The organism is Streptococcus sp. SN3, from assembly GCF_030439905.1.
Map to the genome: position 1 here is coordinate 1 of NZ_JAQFJF010000012.1, position 14,215 is coordinate 14,215.

Here is a 14,215-nt window from a genome sequence, read left to right on the forward strand (position 1 = left end):
CCCTTCTTGGTCCCAATCACTTAACTCCCACAGGTGGACATAATATTCCCGGCGACACTTCAGTACGATCCCTCTCACTTTGTCATACAACTCCTTGAAGTCCATTTCATAACCCTCCTTTTTTCTTTAGTATAACAAGGAGAGGAACATTTGACTTCCTTCTTTTCTCTTCCGACTTCTATTTGTGCCTTTCTGACAACCTTAGCTCAAGCGATTACACTTCTGGGATAAATTGTGAACGTTGAGAGAGAAGAGGTTATCTCTATATCGAAAAATTGTATTCATTCTCTCCATTTAAATTTATACAGTCCTCTATACGAATTTGTTTCTGCAGAAGAATCCTCACAGAGATTACGAAATTTAAATAACGCCTGCTTACGAAATTGCTTTTCCTATAAAAGCAATTTCGTAAACAAGCGTCTACGGTGATTATCATAAGATGAGTGTTCCCGCTAGGAAAATCCTAGCGGTAGACCAGAGCTAGACTAAGAGTAACTTGACTCCATCATCATAACACTCAACAAAATTGATAAAAATTATACTAATTCAATGATAGCCATTGGCGCTGCATCACCACGACGTGGTTCAGTTTTAAGGATACGAGTATATCCTCCTTTACGTTCTGCATAACGAGGTGCTAAATCAGAGAATAGTTTTTGAAGGGCAGTAGTTGAAGTATATTTTGCTGTTTCTTCATCATAGTTTTCTGATGCAATTTCATTACGTACATAAGCTGCTGCTTGACGGCGTGCATGCAAGTCTCCTCGTTTACCCAAGGTAATCATTTTTTCTACTGTTTTACGGATTTCTTTTGCACGAGCTTCTGTCGTCACGATTGATTCATTGATAATCAAGTCAGTGGTTAAATCGCGAAGCATTGCTTTACGTTGTGAGCTAGTGCGTCCTAGTTTACGGTAAGCCATGTTTTCCTCCTTTATTTATCGTTTTTTAATCCAAGACCGAGATCAGAAAGTTTTACTTTTACCTCTTCAAGACTCTTCCGTCCTAGATTTCTTACTTTCATCATTTCAGGTTCAGTTTTTTCTGTCAAATCAAATACAGTATTGATACCAGCTCGTTTCAAGCAGTTGTATGAACGAACTGATAAATCCAATTCCTCAATTGTACGATCTAACACACGATCATCTGAAACTTTTTCTGTTTCTTTCATTACATCGGTAGATTTTGCCACTTCAGTTAAATTAGTGAATAAATCCAAATGTTGCGTTAAAATACGCGCAGAAAGTCCCAAGGCATCTTCTGGAATAATCGTTCCGTCTGTCATGATTTCAAGAGTTAATTTATCAAAACCATCATTGCTACCAACGCGAGCTGGTTCAACTTGGTAATTAACCTTTTTCACCGGCGTATAGATTGAATCTACCGCAAGCGTTCCTACTGGTGCATCATCTTTTTTATTTTCATCAGCCGGCACATAACCACGCCCTACATTTACAGTCATAATAGCTTTTAAGCTAGCGCCTTCACCGATTGTAAAAAGATAATGATCAGGATTTACAATTTCAATATCACTATCTGTCAAAATATCACCGGCAGTAATTTCTGCAGGACCTTCAACATCCAGTTCAATCGTCTTTTCGTCTTCGACGTAAGATTTTACAGCAATCCCTTTGACGTTCAGAATGATTTGCATCACATCTTCACGGACACCTGGAACTGTATCGAATTCGTGCAATACACCTTCAATATTGATAGATGTTACAGCAGCACCTGGTAGAGATGCAAGAAGTACACGACGAAGTGAGTTCCCAAGCGTTGTACCATAACCACGTTCTAGTGGTTCTACTACAAATATGCCGTAGTCTTTATTTTCATCAATTTTTGTTATATTTGGTTTTTCAAACTCAATCATTTAGTTACTCCCTCTTAAACGAAAAGCAGTGTAATGGTTTATGATTATACACGGCGACGTTTTGGAGGACGAGCACCATTGTGTGGCACAGGAGTCACATCACGAATAGCTGTTACTTCAAGACCAGCGGCAGCAAGAGCACGAATAGCTGACTCACGACCAGAACCTGGACCTTTAACAGTAACTTCAACTGATTTAAGACCGTGTTCTTGTGCAGATTTTGCAGCAGCTTCAGATGCCATTTGGGCAGCAAATGGTGTAGATTTACGAGAACCTTTAAATCCAAGAGCTCCAGCAGATGACCAAGCAATTGCGTTACCATGCACATCAGTAATCATAACAATAGTGTTGTTAAATGTAGCGTGAATATGAGCAATACCAGATTCGATATTTTTCTTCACACGACGTTTACGTGTTGGTTTAGCCAAGACTTTTTACCTCCTTATATTATTTTTTCTTACCAGCAATCGCAACAGCTTTCCCTTTACGAGTGCGAGCGTTGTTCTTAGTGTTTTGTCCACGTACAGGAAGTCCACGACGATGACGGATTCCACGATATGAACCAATTTCCATCAAACGCTTGATGTTTAAGTTTACTTCGCGGCGAAGGTCACCTTCAACTTTGATAGCATCAACTTCACGACGGATAGCATCTTCCTGATCAGATGTTAAATCTTTCACACGAATATCTTCTGAAACTCCAGCAGCAGCCAAAATTTTCTTAGAAGTTGGAAGACCGATACCGTATACATAAGTAAGTGAAACAACTACACGTTTGTCATTTGGAATATCAACTCCAGCAATACGAGCCATTTTTTCTCCTTTCTATTATCCTTGACGTTGTTTGTGTTTTGGGTTTGCTGGGCAAATTACCATAACACGACCATTACGACGAATAACTTTACAGTATTCGCAAATTGGTTTGACCGATGGTCTTACTTTCATTTTTTATCCCTCCAAGTATTTCGATTATTTAAAGCGGTAGGTGATCCGTCCACGTGTCAAATCATATGGACTCATCTCGACAGTAACACGGTCTCCCGCTAAAATACGAATATAATTTTTACGAATTTTACCAGAAACTGTTGCCAAAATCTGATGTCCATTTTCAAGTTCAACCGTAAACATTGCATTTGGCATGGTATCAACAACCTTGCCTTCAACTTCAATCACATCGTCTTTTGCCACGCAAAAGCACCTCCCTAAATTTCGATTCGTTCCTCTGGACACAGAGGTAACAATTATAAGTCAGACTAATTCATTGTATCACTACTTGTCAAATATTGCAAGCTTGAAAAACGCTTTTATTTCAAATTCATCAAGACTTTTTCGATGTCAGCAAAGACTGCATCAATTTCTTGGTTACCTTGAATATCGTGAACCAAACCTTGAGCGCGATAATGATCAATAATCGGCTGACCTTGTGCAATGTTGACATCCAAACGACGTTTCACTGTTTCAGGTTTGTCATCTTCACGTTGGTAATAATCTTCTTCATTATAATCTGCTGGTGGATTAAATACTTTATGGAAAGTTTCTCCCGTTTTTTTATGAATAATCCGTCCACTCAAGCGCTCTAGTAGACTATTCGGGTCTACTTCAATATTGACAACCCCATCCAAAACAAGACCAAGGGCAGTCAATATCTCATCCAACGCATGAGCTTGCTCAATGGTGCGTGGGTAACCGTCTAACAAAAAGCCTTTTTCTTTAATATCATCTTGTGATAGTCGTTCTTTGACAATTCCATTGGTCACTTCATCAGGTACTAATTCGCCTTTGTCAATGTATGATTTAGCAAGTACACCCATTTCAGTTTGGTTTGCCATAGCTGCACGAAACATATCTCCCGTTGAAATATGTGCAACACCAAATTTCTCAACGATTTTGGCTGCTTGTGTTCCCTTGCCTGCGCCTGGCAAGCCCATAATCAAAAGATTCATAATCCTTCTCCTTTTTTGTTTTTAAACAAATCTATTAATTAACAGCATTTCATAAACTTATTTAAAAACAAAATAGAAAGAGTGGGACAGACTTCAGAAAATCTATGATTTTCGATTTGCTCTCCCACCCCGCAACATAGTTGATTCAAGATGAAAACAAAAGCTCATTTTCATCATCAACCATTGCGTTCGTTATTTAACGCAAATTGCTTTTCAAGTTAAAATATCTTTCTTTACTTTATTCTATTCTGTTGTATTCATAAAGCCAGTATATTTTCTCTTTAGAAGATAACCTTCAAGTTGTTTCATCCCTTCAATACCAGTCGCAATAATAATCAACAAACTAGTACCACCCAAAGCAACAGCATCTGTCAATCCAAATAAATCCTTGGCTAAAATCGGTAAAATCGAAATAAAGCCTAAGAAAAGTGAACCAACTGTTGCCAAGCGACGAAGCAGCTTGGACATGTATTCTTCTGTACCTTTACCCGGACGGACACCATGAATATAGGCACCGCTCTTTTGCAAATTTTCCGCAGTTTTCTCTGGATTGATTTGTACAAATGTATAGAAAAATGTAAACAAAATAATCAAGAGAGCATACATTGCGATGCCGCTGACTGTCGTCGTCGCAAACAACGACTGCGCCACTCGAACCCACTGTGCGTTGTGGCCTGTAGCTGTCAAGAATTGGAAGATAGCTGCAGGTGCAGCTGTGATTGAACTTGCAAAGATAACCGGAATAACACCAGCCGGATTGACTTTTAAAGGAAGATACGAACTAGAAGGCGCCCCTTGAGCAATCTTTGTATACTGAATTGGAATTTTATATTCTGCCTGTTGAACGAATGTTGTAAAGTAAACAATAAGTAAAACGGCTATAAGCAGAATAGTAACAAAAATGATAGAGGAAGTAATACGGCTGCTCGGTATATTAACAAAGTAGTCTACATATATACTTTTAATCATTCCTGGGATTGCTGCTACGATACCTGCAAAGATAATCATAGAAACACCATTACCATACCCTTTATCTGTAATTTGCTCCCCTAACCAGGTCACAATCATAGAACCCGTTGTTAAAAGAAAGCCAATTAGCAAATACGTTTGCCAGTTAGGTGTTGCTACTAATTTTGCACTCGATAAGGTATGGAAACCTGCTGTAATACCAATAGATTGAACAAATGCCAAAACTAAGGAAATATAGCGCGTTGCTTGATTTAACTTTCTTCGTCCAACCTCGCCTTGTTTTCCCCATTCTACAAATTTAGGTAAAATATCCATTTGGAGTAGTTGTACAACAATGGATGCGGTAATGTAAGGACTAACTCCCAATGCAAAAACTGAGAAATTCCGCAATGCATTACCTGAGACAAGACTAAGCATGTTTAGAAAGGAAAGCCCATTAAGAGCTTGCAAGCTTTTGGCATTAACACCCGGAACAGTAATCGTCGTTCCAATTCTAAATACTAATACAATGAAAATTGTAAATAGAATTTTAGAACGGACTTGTTTAATTTTTAATGCATCTTTTAATAGTTTAAAAAACATAGGTCACCCCACTTAGATGACTTCCGCTGAACCACCTTTAGCAGTGATAGCTTCTTCGGCTGATTTAGAAAATTTAGCTGCTTTAACAGTCAATTTCTTCGTTAATTCACCATTACCAAGAATCTTAACACCAGATTTTTCAGCTTTTACAATTCCTGCTTCAACAAGAACAACTGGAGTTACTTCTGTTCCATCTTTAAAAACATTCAATTGATCAAGATTGACAATTGCATATTCTTTACGATTGATGTTTAAGAAACCACGTTTTGGCATACGACGGAACAATGGTGTTTGTCCACCTTCAAAGCCAAGACGAACTTTTCCACCACTACGAGCTTTTTGACCTTTTTGACCGCGGCCAGAAGTTTTACCATTACCTGATGAAGTACCACGACCAACACGATTGCGGACTTTACGAGAACCTGTAGCAGGTTGTAATTCATGAAGTTTCATTATTATTTTCTCCTCTTTTGTAAAATGCTAGCGCTCGCAGCAGGGAAAAGGTGTCCCTACTGCAAACTCGCCTATACACATATTTAGTTTTAAGGGCTGAGAAATTTCTCCCATCCCCTAATTTATTTTCAAGTTAAAGTTTTGCAGCAAAAATTTTTGCTTACTTTACTTCTTCAACAGTTACCAAATGAGAAACAGCTGTAATCATACCACGAACGGCAGCATTGTCTTCTTTGATAACTGAGCTGTTCAATTTGCCAAGTCCAAGTGCTACAACAGTTTTACGTTGTGACGGGATGCGTCCAATTGGAGACTTAGTCAAAGTAATTTTAATTTGAGCCATGTTATCCCCTTTCTTATGCCAAGTCAGAAACTGAAATACCACGAAGGGCAGCAACTTCTTCAGCGCGTTTTAATTGTTTCAAACCTTCAACAGTTGCACGAACAATGTTGATTGGAGTGTTAGAACCAAGCGATTTAGATGTTACATCTGCCACACCTGCCAATTCGATAACGGCACGAACAGCGCCGCCAGCAGCAACTCCAGAACCTTCTACAGCTGGTTTCAACAATACTTTAGCTCCACCAAATTCTGAAAGAACTTCGTGAGGAATTGTTGTGCCAACCATTGGTACTTCAATCAAATTTTTCTTCGCATCTTCAACTGCCTTGCGAATAGCTTCTGGTACTTCTTGAGCTTTACCAGTACCGAAGCCTACACGACCATTACGGTCACCGACAACTACAAGAGCTGCAAAACGAAGACGACGTCCACCTTTAACAACTTTAGTAACACGGTTAATCGCAACTACGCGTTCTTCAAGTTCAACTGCATTGTCTTTAAATGCCATTTTCTAGTGTCCTCCCTATTAGAATTTCAATCCGTTTTCACGAGCTGCATCAGCCAAAGCTTTTACACGTCCGTGATAGAGATATCCACCGCGGTCAAACACCACTTCAGAAATACCTTTAGCAACTGCACGTTCAGCAACGAGTTTTCCAACAACAACGGCTTGTTCAGTCTTAGTTCCTTTTGAAACTTCTTTGTCAAGAGTTGAAGCGCTTGCGAGCGTTACACCCGCTACGTCATCAATTACTTGAGCGTAGATGCCTGTATTAGAACGAAAAACGTTCAAACGTGGGCGATCAGCAGTTCCAGAGAGTTTTCCGCGAACGCGACGATGGCGTTTTTGGCGGACTTTGTTTTTATCTGGTTTCGAAATCACAATTTTCACCTCTTAATTTTATTGTGTGCCTAAGCACAAAGTTGGAAATAATTATTTCGGTTGAAGAACAACCGTTTAACATTATTTACCTGTTTTACCTTCTTTACGGCGAACAAATTCACCAACGTAGCGGATACCTTTACCTTTATATGGTTCTGGAGCACGCAGACTACGAATGTAAGCAGCAGTTTGCCCTACCACTTCTTTTGAAATTCCACTCACAACAATAGTCGTTGGATTTGGAAGTTCAAAAGTAATACCTTCAGGAGCTTCTACTTCATCTGGATGCGATTTACCAACTGAAAGCACAAGCTTTTTCCCTTGAAGTTGAGCACGGTAACCAACCCCGCGCATTTCAAGTTCTTTCTTGAAGCCTTCTGAGACACCATGAACCATGTTGTTCAAAAGGGCACGAGTTGTTCCGTGAATTGTTTTCATTTCTTTTGTATCGTTTGGACGGTGAAGTGTTAATTCTGTTCCTTCCACACGGATTTCAATATCTTTTGAGAACGTACGAGTGAGTTCTCCTTTAGGTCCTTTTACAGTTACTACGTTGTCCTTGTTGGTCAATTCAACACCAGCAGGCAATGGAATAACTTTATTACCAATACGTGACATGTTATTTTTCTCCTGTTAGATTATCAAGCCGCAAAGCGACTAGTTTTCACGGGACTTTATGATTGAATACTTCAACCATAAAGTTAAACTATAGGTTTCAACTCCTTGATACTGTCAAATCAGCTTAGCTAATTGGATCCACACAGAAATCTATGTGAACAAAATAAAATTGTCTATGTCCATCGAACCGTCACCAATTTTCCTATTTTCACTTTGGTCTCTGTTGTGCTTAGCATCATGATTTGAGTTCGAGCTAAGAACTTGTGAAAAAGATAAGTTTGCTTTGGAGCATTGCTCCCGAATCAAACTTCCTATTTTCACTGCATTCTTTTAACGCTCTCATATCATAAATTACCAAACGTAGGCGATTACTTCCCCACCAACATTCTTTTGACGTGCTTCCTTATCGGTCAACAAGCCTTCAGATGTTGAAATGATTGCAATTCCAAGTCCATTTAAAACTTTTGGAAGATCTTCACGTTTTTTATAAACACGAAGCCCTGGAGTTGAAATACGTTTCAAACCAGTGATTACTTTTCCACCGTTTTGATCGTATTTCAAGAATACACGAATAACACCTTGTTTGTTATCTTCAATGTACTCAACGTTTTTCACAAAACCTTCGCGTTTAAGAATTTCAGCAATTCCTTTTTTAATGTTTGAAGCAGGTACTTCCAACACTTCGTGTTTTGCTTGGTTCGCATTACGAATACGTGTTAAAAAGTCTGCAATTGGGTCAGTCATAACCATTTTTATTTTCTCCTCTTACTAGTAGTTTGAAGCTTTCACTTGCTAGTTAATACATGATACAGAGAGCGTGACAGCTTTGGCAAAAAAGACCAATTTGCTTTGGAGCATCGCTCCTGCATCAAACTTTCTATTTTTACTGCGTTCTCTTAACGCTCTCACATCATAATATTACCAAGATGCTTTGGTAACGCCTGGAATTTGTCCTTTGTATGCCAATTCACGGAAGCAAACACGGCAAAGTTTAAATTTGCGGTAAACAGAATGTGGACGACCACAACGTTCGCAACGAGTGTAAGCTTGCGTAGAGAACTTCGCTGGGCGTTTGTTCTTAGCAATCATTGATTTTTTAGCCAATTTATTTACCTCCTAGATTATTTTGCAAAAGGCATTCCAAGGCCTGTAAGCAATTCACGTGATTCTTCATCGGTGTTAGCAGTTGTTACGATAACGATATCTAGACCGCGTGTCTTATCAACATCATCAAAGCTAATTTCTGGGAAAATCAACTGTTCTTTCACACCAAGTGTATAGTTTCCACGTCCATCAAATGATTTTGTTGGAACTCCGTGGAAGTCACGAACACGTGGAAGCGATACAGTAACCAATTTATCCAAAAACTCATACATACGTTCACCACGAAGAGTTACTTTAGCACCGATCGCTACACCTTCACGAAGACGGAAGCCGGCGATTGATTTTTTAGCTTTAGTAATAAGTGGTTTTTGACCAGAGATCAGAGCAAGCTCTTCAGCAGCTTTTTCAAGATTTTTAGCGTTTGAAACAGCGTCACCAACACCCATGTTCAAAACGATTTTATCCACTTTTGGCACAGCCATAACAGATGAGTAGTTGAACTTTTCAGTCAAAGCAGGAACTACTTCATTAAGATATTTTTCTTTTAAACGATTAGCCATTATACTTCTCCTTTCCTTCGTGATTAGTCAAGCACTTCGCCTGATTTTTTATTGTAACGAACTTTTTTGCCGTCTACAAACTTGTAGCCAACACGCCCTGCAACACCATTTTTGTCCAACACTTGAACGTTAGATACATGGATTGGTGCTTCTTTTTCTACGATAGCACCTTGAGGGTTTTCATTATTAGGCTTTTGGTGTTTCTTGATGATGTTTACACCTTCAACAACAACTTTATTTACCTTTGGAAGTGCGGCAATGACTTTGGCTTCAACACCTTTGTCCTTACCAGCAATCACGCGAACTTTGTCGCCAGTTTTTACAAACATTGGTTTCTCCTTTGATTTCTTACGCCTTGATGGGCACCCTATCTAATCAAAGATAGGGGACTTAGTTTGTTTGAGATTAAAGTACTTCTGGGGCAAGTGACACAATCTTCATGAATCCACCTTCACGCAATTCACGTGCAACTGGACCAAAGATACGAGTTCCGCGAGGAGTTTTATCATCACGGATAATCACTGCAGCGTTTTCGTCGAATTTGATGTATGAACCATCTTTACGACGAGCACCTGATTTAGTACGAACGATAACCGCTTTTACAACGTCACCTTTTTTAACCGTACCACCAGGAGTAGCTTGTTTTACAGATGCAACGATGACATCACCAATGCTAGCGAATTTGCGTTTTGAACCACCAAGAACTTTGATTGTCAAGATTTCGCGGGCACCGCTGTTGTCAGCAACTTTCAAACGAGTTTCTGTTTGAATCATTTAAGTTTTCTCCTTTCAGGTAAGATTAGATAATAACAGCTTCTTCTACAACTTCTACAAGACGGAAGCGTTTTGTAGCTGAAAGCGGACGAGTTTCCATGATACGAACGATGTCGCCTTCTTTAGCGATGTTATTTTCATCATGTGCTTTGTATTTTTTAGAGTAGTTAATACGCTTACCATAGACTGGGTGGTTACGTTTAGTTTCAACTACAACTGTGATTGTTTTATCCATCTTGTCAGAAACAACGCGTCCAACAAGAGTTTTACGTTGATTACGTTCCATTTTAGAATTTCTCCTTTCCCAAGTCTATTACTTAACTTCTGATTGAACAGTTTTGATACGAGCGATTTGTTTTTTCACTTCTTTCAAGCGTGCGGTTTGTTCTAATTGACCCGCTGCTGCTTGGAAACGAAGTTCAAACAATTCTTTCTTTAATTCATTTTCACGCTTCGCGAGTTCTTCTTGAGAAAGACCACGAAGTTCTTTAACAAATTCTTTTACTTCATTAAGTTTCATGCCTTCTCCTTATTCAGCTTCACGTTTTACGAATTTTGTTTTAACTGGTAATTTGTGGCTTGCAAGACGAAGGGCTTCACGAGCAACTTCTTCTGATACACCAGCGATTTCAAACATCACTTTGCCACGTTTAACGGGTGCAACCCAACCTTCTGGAGCACCTTTCCCAGATCCCATACGCACACCGATAGCTTTGGCAGTGTATGATTTATGTGGGAAGATTTTAATCCAAACTTTACCACCACGTTTCATGTAACGCGTCATAGCGATACGGGCAGCTTCGATTTGGCGGTTTGTGATCCAATGGCTAGTAGTTGCTTGAAGACCATATTCTCCAAATGCTACTTCTTTACCACCTTTAGCTTCACCGCGCATTTTACCACGAAATTCGCGACGGTGTTTAACACGTTTAGGTACTAACATTGGTTATTTACCTCCTTTAGTGTTTTTACGAGCCGGAAGAACTTCTCCGCGGTAAATCCAAACTTTAACACCAAGTTTACCGTAAGTAGTATCTGCTTCTTCCCAAGCGTAGTCAATATCTGCGCGAAGTGTGTGAAGTGGAACAGTTCCTTCAGAATATCCTTCTGCACGAGCGATATCTGCACCGTTCAAACGACCAGATACTTGAGTTTTAATCCCTTTAGCACCAGCACGCATAGTACGTTGGATAGCTTGTTTTTGAGCTCGGCGGAAAGCAACACGTTGCTCTAACTGGCGAGCAATACCTTCACCAACAAGATGAGCATCTAAATCTGGTGATTTGATTTCAATGATGTTGATGTGGACTTGTTTTCTAGTCAATTTGTTAAGTTTTGCACGAAGTGCATCAACGTTTGCACCACCTTTACCGATAACCATACCTGGTTTGGCAGTGTGAAGGGAAACATTTACTTTGTTTACTGCGCGTTCGATTTCAATAGTTGAAACAGCTGCGTCAGCTAATTCTTTTTGAATGAATTTACGGATTGCAAGATCTTCATGAAGGTAATCCGCGTATTCTTTTTCAGCATACCATTTGGCATCCCAGTCACGGATGATACCGACACGCATACCTATTGGATGTACTTTTTGACCCACGATTTTACCTCCTTATTTTTCTGCAACAACCACTGTGATGTGGCTAGTGCGTTTGTTGATTGGTGAAGCTGAACCTTTCGCACGTGGACGGAAACGTTTCATGGTTGGTCCTTCGTTTGCGTAAGCTTCAGATACTACCAAGTTTGCTTTTTCCAAACCAAAGTTGTTTTCTGCGTTAGCGATTGCTGAATTGAGCACTTTTTCGATAATGCCAGCAGCTTTGTTTGGAGTGAATTTCAAGATTGCGATTGCGTCAGCGACATCTTTCCCACGGATATTGTCCAAAACCAGACGAGATTTGCGAGGGGAAACGCGCACTGTACGAGCCATTGCTTTAGCTGAAGTAATTTCTGCCATGTCCTTCTCCTCTCTTATCTACGTGTCTTCTTATCGTCAGCTGCGTGACCCTTGTAAGTACGAGTTGGCGCAAACTCACCAAGCTTGTGACCTACCATGTCTTCCTGAATATATACAGGTACATGCTTGCGGCCGTCATAGACTGCGATTGTATATCCGATGAAACTTGGGAAGATCGTTGAACGACGTGACCAAGTTTTGATGACTTTTTTCTTTTCGTCGTTGGCTTGAGCTTCAACTTTCTTCATCAAATGCTCATCGACGAAAGGTCCTTTTTTAAGACTGCGTCCCATTTTTATATTTTCTCCTTTAAAATAAGTACCACAGCGGCCTGCGCTGCTAAGCAGCGCTACCGAGCTGGCGGATAGATTGTTTTAGATTATTTCTCGTTGCGACGACGAACGATGAGTTTGTCAGATTTCGCTTTTTTATTACGAGTTTTAAGTCCAAGAGCAGGTTTGCCCCATGGAGTAGATGGCGCTTTACGACCAACTGGTGCTTTACCTTCACCACCACCGTGCGGGTGATCGTTAGGGTTCATTACAGAACCGCGAACTGTTGGGCGAATACCTTTCCAACGGCTACGTCCTGCTTTACCAAGATTAACCAAACCGTGTTGTTCATTTCCGACAACACCAACTGTGGCACGGCAAGTGCCAAGAATCATACGAACTTCACCAGATTGAAGACGGACAAGGACGTATTTCCCTTCTTGTCCCAACACTTGAGCAGAAGCTCCGGCAGCACGTACTAATTCACCGCCATGACCTGGTTTCAATTCAATATTATGAATCAATGTACCAACTGGGATATTAGCGAGTGGAAGAGCGTTTCCGACTTTGATATCTGCTTCTGGTCCAGAAACGATGCGTTGGCCAACTTCAAGGCCCTTAGGAGCGATGATATAAGCTTTTACACCATCAGTGTAATGTACAAGAGCGATATTCGCTGAACGATTTGGATCGTATTCAATTGTTTTAACGACTGCTTCAACACCATCTTTATTGCGTTTAAAGTCAATTAAACGATAGTGGCGTTTGTGTCCGCCGCCTTGGTGACGAACAGTGATACGACCGTTGTTATTACGACCGGCTTTGTTGTTCAAAGAAACAAGCAAAGTTTTTTCTGGAGTGCTCGTTGTGATTTCGGCAAAATCCAAAGAAGTCATATTACGGCGACCATTTGTAGTTGGTTTATAAACTCTGATTCCCACGATATTTCCTCCTTAGATTATTCTGCTTCAGCACCAAACAACTCGATTGCTTTAGAATCAGCTGTAAGAGTGATGATAGCTTTTTTAGTTTTATTTGTAAAACCAGTATAACGCCCTACACGTTTTGCTTTTGGTTTTACATTGATTGTGTTCACGTTTGCAACCTTTACTCCATCAAAAGCGGCTTCAACTGCTTGTTTGATAAGAAGTTTATGAGCACGAGTGTCCACCTCAAATACGTATTTACCTTCTTCAAGAAGAGCCATTGAGCTTTCTGTAATGATAGGCTTTTTGATTACGTCATACAAATTCATTATGCAAGAACCTCCTCGATTGTAGAGATAGCTTCTTTAGTAACAAGAAGTTTGTCGCTATTTACGACGTCAAGAACACTTGCAGTTGTTGCAGTTGCAACTTTTACATTTGGAAGGTTACGAGCTGAAAGTGCAGCAAATTCATTTCCTTCTTCAAGAATTACAAGTACTTTTGAGTCAATGCTAAGCGCAGCAAGTACTTTCGCAAACTCAGCAGTTTTTGGAGCTGTAAATGAAAGGCTGTCTACAGCTACGAATTTGTTTTCAGCAACTTTTTCAGAATAAACTGATTTAAGTGCCAATCTACGAACTTTTTGTGGAAGTTTGTAGGCGTATGAACGAGGAGTTGGACCAAATACGGTACCACCACCACGCCATTGTGGAGAGCGAATAGAACCTTGACGCGCACGTCCAGTTCCTTTTTGACGCCATGGTTTGCGTCCGCCACCTGATACTGCAGAGCGGTTTTTAACAGCGTGAGTTCCTTGACGAAGACTTGCACGTTGACTGATGACAACATCAAATACAACTGATTCATTTGGTTCGATACCAAATACTGCATCGTTAAGAACTACTTCACCAGCTTCTTTACCAGTTTGGTCAAATAATTTTACGTTTGCCATTGTGAC

Annotated in this window: 27 protein-coding genes and 1 pseudogene; all 28 read right to left on the reverse strand. The window is 40.0% G+C overall.

All coding sequences use genetic code 11. The features are described 5' to 3' along the window. Nucleotides 1–105: pseudogene (locus tag PCY71_RS14175) on the reverse strand (sigma-70 family RNA polymerase sigma factor); the annotation flags it as partial. Between the two features lie 431 nt (nt 106–536). Then, nucleotides 537–923: a 50S ribosomal protein L17 gene (gene rplQ, locus PCY71_RS14180; RefSeq protein ID WP_003071313.1), complete on the reverse strand. Its 387-nt coding sequence runs from the start codon at nt 921–923 to the stop codon at nt 537–539. An 11-nt stretch (nt 924–934) separates the two neighbouring features. After that, nucleotides 935–1,873, reverse strand: coding sequence for a DNA-directed RNA polymerase subunit alpha (locus PCY71_RS14185; protein ID WP_049493054.1), 939 nt, complete (start codon nt 1,871–1,873; stop codon nt 935–937). 44 nt (nt 1,874–1,917) lie between these two features. Then, the gene (rpsK, locus tag PCY71_RS14190) at nt 1,918–2,301 is read right to left on the reverse strand and encodes a 30S ribosomal protein S11 (RefSeq protein WP_001118385.1); all 384 of its coding nucleotides are present in this window, start codon (nt 2,299–2,301) and stop codon (nt 1,918–1,920) included. A 19-nt stretch (nt 2,302–2,320) separates the two neighbouring features. Beyond that, the gene (gene rpsM / locus PCY71_RS14195) at nt 2,321–2,686 is read right to left on the reverse strand and encodes a 30S ribosomal protein S13 (RefSeq protein ID WP_002262317.1); all 366 of its coding nucleotides are present in this window, start codon (nt 2,684–2,686) and stop codon (nt 2,321–2,323) included. A gap of 15 nt (nt 2,687–2,701) precedes the next feature. Next, nucleotides 2,702–2,818, reverse strand: a complete 117-nt coding sequence (gene rpmJ, locus PCY71_RS14200; RefSeq protein ID WP_001808836.1) for a 50S ribosomal protein L36 — start codon at nt 2,816–2,818, stop codon at nt 2,702–2,704. A gap of 24 nt (nt 2,819–2,842) precedes the next feature. Next, nucleotides 2,843–3,061 (reverse strand): translation initiation factor IF-1, encoded by a 219-nt coding sequence (infA, locus tag PCY71_RS14205; protein WP_001029883.1) that lies wholly within the window; start codon nt 3,059–3,061, stop codon nt 2,843–2,845. A 116-nt stretch (nt 3,062–3,177) separates the two neighbouring features. Then, entirely contained in the window at nt 3,178–3,816 is a 639-nt protein-coding gene (locus PCY71_RS14210) for an adenylate kinase (protein WP_003071318.1), read from the reverse strand. Between the two features lie 243 nt (nt 3,817–4,059). Next, nucleotides 4,060–5,367 carry a preprotein translocase subunit SecY gene (gene secY / locus PCY71_RS14215; protein ID WP_301412793.1) on the reverse strand — a complete coding sequence of 436 codons (1,308 nt, stop codon included), beginning with the start codon at nt 5,365–5,367 and terminating at the stop codon, nt 4,060–4,062. A gap of 12 nt (nt 5,368–5,379) precedes the next feature. Beyond that, complete coding sequence (gene rplO, locus PCY71_RS14220; RefSeq protein WP_006270493.1) at nt 5,380–5,820, reverse strand: 50S ribosomal protein L15; 441 nt, start codon at nt 5,818–5,820, stop codon at nt 5,380–5,382. Nucleotides 5,821–5,980: 160 nt separating this feature from the next. Then, complete coding sequence (gene rpmD, locus PCY71_RS14225) at nt 5,981–6,163, reverse strand: 50S ribosomal protein L30 (RefSeq protein ID WP_003029471.1); 183 nt, start codon at nt 6,161–6,163, stop codon at nt 5,981–5,983. Between the two features lie 13 nt (nt 6,164–6,176). Continuing rightward, on the reverse strand, nt 6,177–6,671 hold the full coding sequence (gene rpsE / locus PCY71_RS14230) for a 30S ribosomal protein S5 (protein ID WP_006269137.1): 495 nt from the start codon (nt 6,669–6,671) through the stop codon (nt 6,177–6,179). An 18-nt stretch (nt 6,672–6,689) separates the two neighbouring features. Next, nucleotides 6,690–7,046 carry a 50S ribosomal protein L18 gene (rplR, locus tag PCY71_RS14235; protein ID WP_003040651.1) on the reverse strand — a complete coding sequence of 119 codons (357 nt, stop codon included), beginning with the start codon at nt 7,044–7,046 and terminating at the stop codon, nt 6,690–6,692. Nucleotides 7,047–7,127: 81 nt separating this feature from the next. Further along, nucleotides 7,128–7,664, reverse strand: coding sequence for a 50S ribosomal protein L6 (gene rplF / locus PCY71_RS14240; protein WP_003071322.1), 537 nt, complete (start codon nt 7,662–7,664; stop codon nt 7,128–7,130). A gap of 351 nt (nt 7,665–8,015) precedes the next feature. Further along, nucleotides 8,016–8,414: a 30S ribosomal protein S8 gene (gene rpsH, locus PCY71_RS14245; RefSeq protein WP_049493061.1), complete on the reverse strand. Its 399-nt coding sequence runs from the start codon at nt 8,412–8,414 to the stop codon at nt 8,016–8,018. Nucleotides 8,415–8,582: 168 nt separating this feature from the next. Next, the gene (locus tag PCY71_RS14250) at nt 8,583–8,768 is read right to left on the reverse strand and encodes a type Z 30S ribosomal protein S14 (RefSeq protein ID WP_001085699.1); all 186 of its coding nucleotides are present in this window, start codon (nt 8,766–8,768) and stop codon (nt 8,583–8,585) included. Between the two features lie 17 nt (nt 8,769–8,785). After that, on the reverse strand, nt 8,786–9,328 hold the full coding sequence (rplE, locus tag PCY71_RS14255) for a 50S ribosomal protein L5 (RefSeq protein ID WP_003071324.1): 543 nt from the start codon (nt 9,326–9,328) through the stop codon (nt 8,786–8,788). 23 nt (nt 9,329–9,351) lie between these two features. After that, on the reverse strand, nt 9,352–9,657 hold the full coding sequence (gene rplX / locus PCY71_RS14260) for a 50S ribosomal protein L24 (protein WP_003071325.1): 306 nt from the start codon (nt 9,655–9,657) through the stop codon (nt 9,352–9,354). Nucleotides 9,658–9,733: 76 nt separating this feature from the next. Continuing rightward, nucleotides 9,734–10,102, reverse strand: coding sequence for a 50S ribosomal protein L14 (rplN, locus tag PCY71_RS14265; RefSeq protein ID WP_003071326.1), 369 nt, complete (start codon nt 10,100–10,102; stop codon nt 9,734–9,736). A 25-nt stretch (nt 10,103–10,127) separates the two neighbouring features. Then, nucleotides 10,128–10,388: a 30S ribosomal protein S17 gene (gene rpsQ / locus PCY71_RS14270; protein WP_003026542.1), complete on the reverse strand. Its 261-nt coding sequence runs from the start codon at nt 10,386–10,388 to the stop codon at nt 10,128–10,130. Nucleotides 10,389–10,415: 27 nt separating this feature from the next. Continuing rightward, nucleotides 10,416–10,622, reverse strand: a complete 207-nt coding sequence (rpmC, locus tag PCY71_RS14275; protein WP_003071328.1) for a 50S ribosomal protein L29 — start codon at nt 10,620–10,622, stop codon at nt 10,416–10,418. Nucleotides 10,623–10,631: 9 nt separating this feature from the next. After that, on the reverse strand, nt 10,632–11,045 hold the full coding sequence (rplP, locus tag PCY71_RS14280; protein ID WP_003062852.1) for a 50S ribosomal protein L16: 414 nt from the start codon (nt 11,043–11,045) through the stop codon (nt 10,632–10,634). A 3-nt stretch (nt 11,046–11,048) separates the two neighbouring features. Beyond that, on the reverse strand, nt 11,049–11,702 hold the full coding sequence (rpsC, locus tag PCY71_RS14285; RefSeq protein WP_003071330.1) for a 30S ribosomal protein S3: 654 nt from the start codon (nt 11,700–11,702) through the stop codon (nt 11,049–11,051). A 12-nt stretch (nt 11,703–11,714) separates the two neighbouring features. Further along, a complete protein-coding gene (rplV, locus tag PCY71_RS14290) occupies nt 11,715–12,059 on the reverse strand; it encodes a 50S ribosomal protein L22 (protein ID WP_003026550.1) in 345 nt (114 codons plus the stop codon). Nucleotides 12,060–12,073: 14 nt separating this feature from the next. Beyond that, nucleotides 12,074–12,352: a 30S ribosomal protein S19 gene (gene rpsS / locus PCY71_RS14295; RefSeq protein WP_000533765.1), complete on the reverse strand. Its 279-nt coding sequence runs from the start codon at nt 12,350–12,352 to the stop codon at nt 12,074–12,076. Between the two features lie 86 nt (nt 12,353–12,438). Beyond that, nucleotides 12,439–13,272, reverse strand: coding sequence for a 50S ribosomal protein L2 (gene rplB / locus PCY71_RS14300; RefSeq protein ID WP_003071334.1), 834 nt, complete (start codon nt 13,270–13,272; stop codon nt 12,439–12,441). A 17-nt stretch (nt 13,273–13,289) separates the two neighbouring features. After that, entirely contained in the window at nt 13,290–13,586 is a 297-nt protein-coding gene (locus PCY71_RS14305) for a 50S ribosomal protein L23 (RefSeq protein WP_003075202.1), read from the reverse strand. Continuing rightward, nucleotides 13,586–14,209 carry a 50S ribosomal protein L4 gene (gene rplD / locus PCY71_RS14310; protein WP_301412794.1) on the reverse strand — a complete coding sequence of 208 codons (624 nt, stop codon included), beginning with the start codon at nt 14,207–14,209 and terminating at the stop codon, nt 13,586–13,588. Before rplD ends, PCY71_RS14305 begins: the two co-directional genes overlap by 1 nt. Nucleotides 14,210–14,215 lie beyond the last annotated feature (6 nt).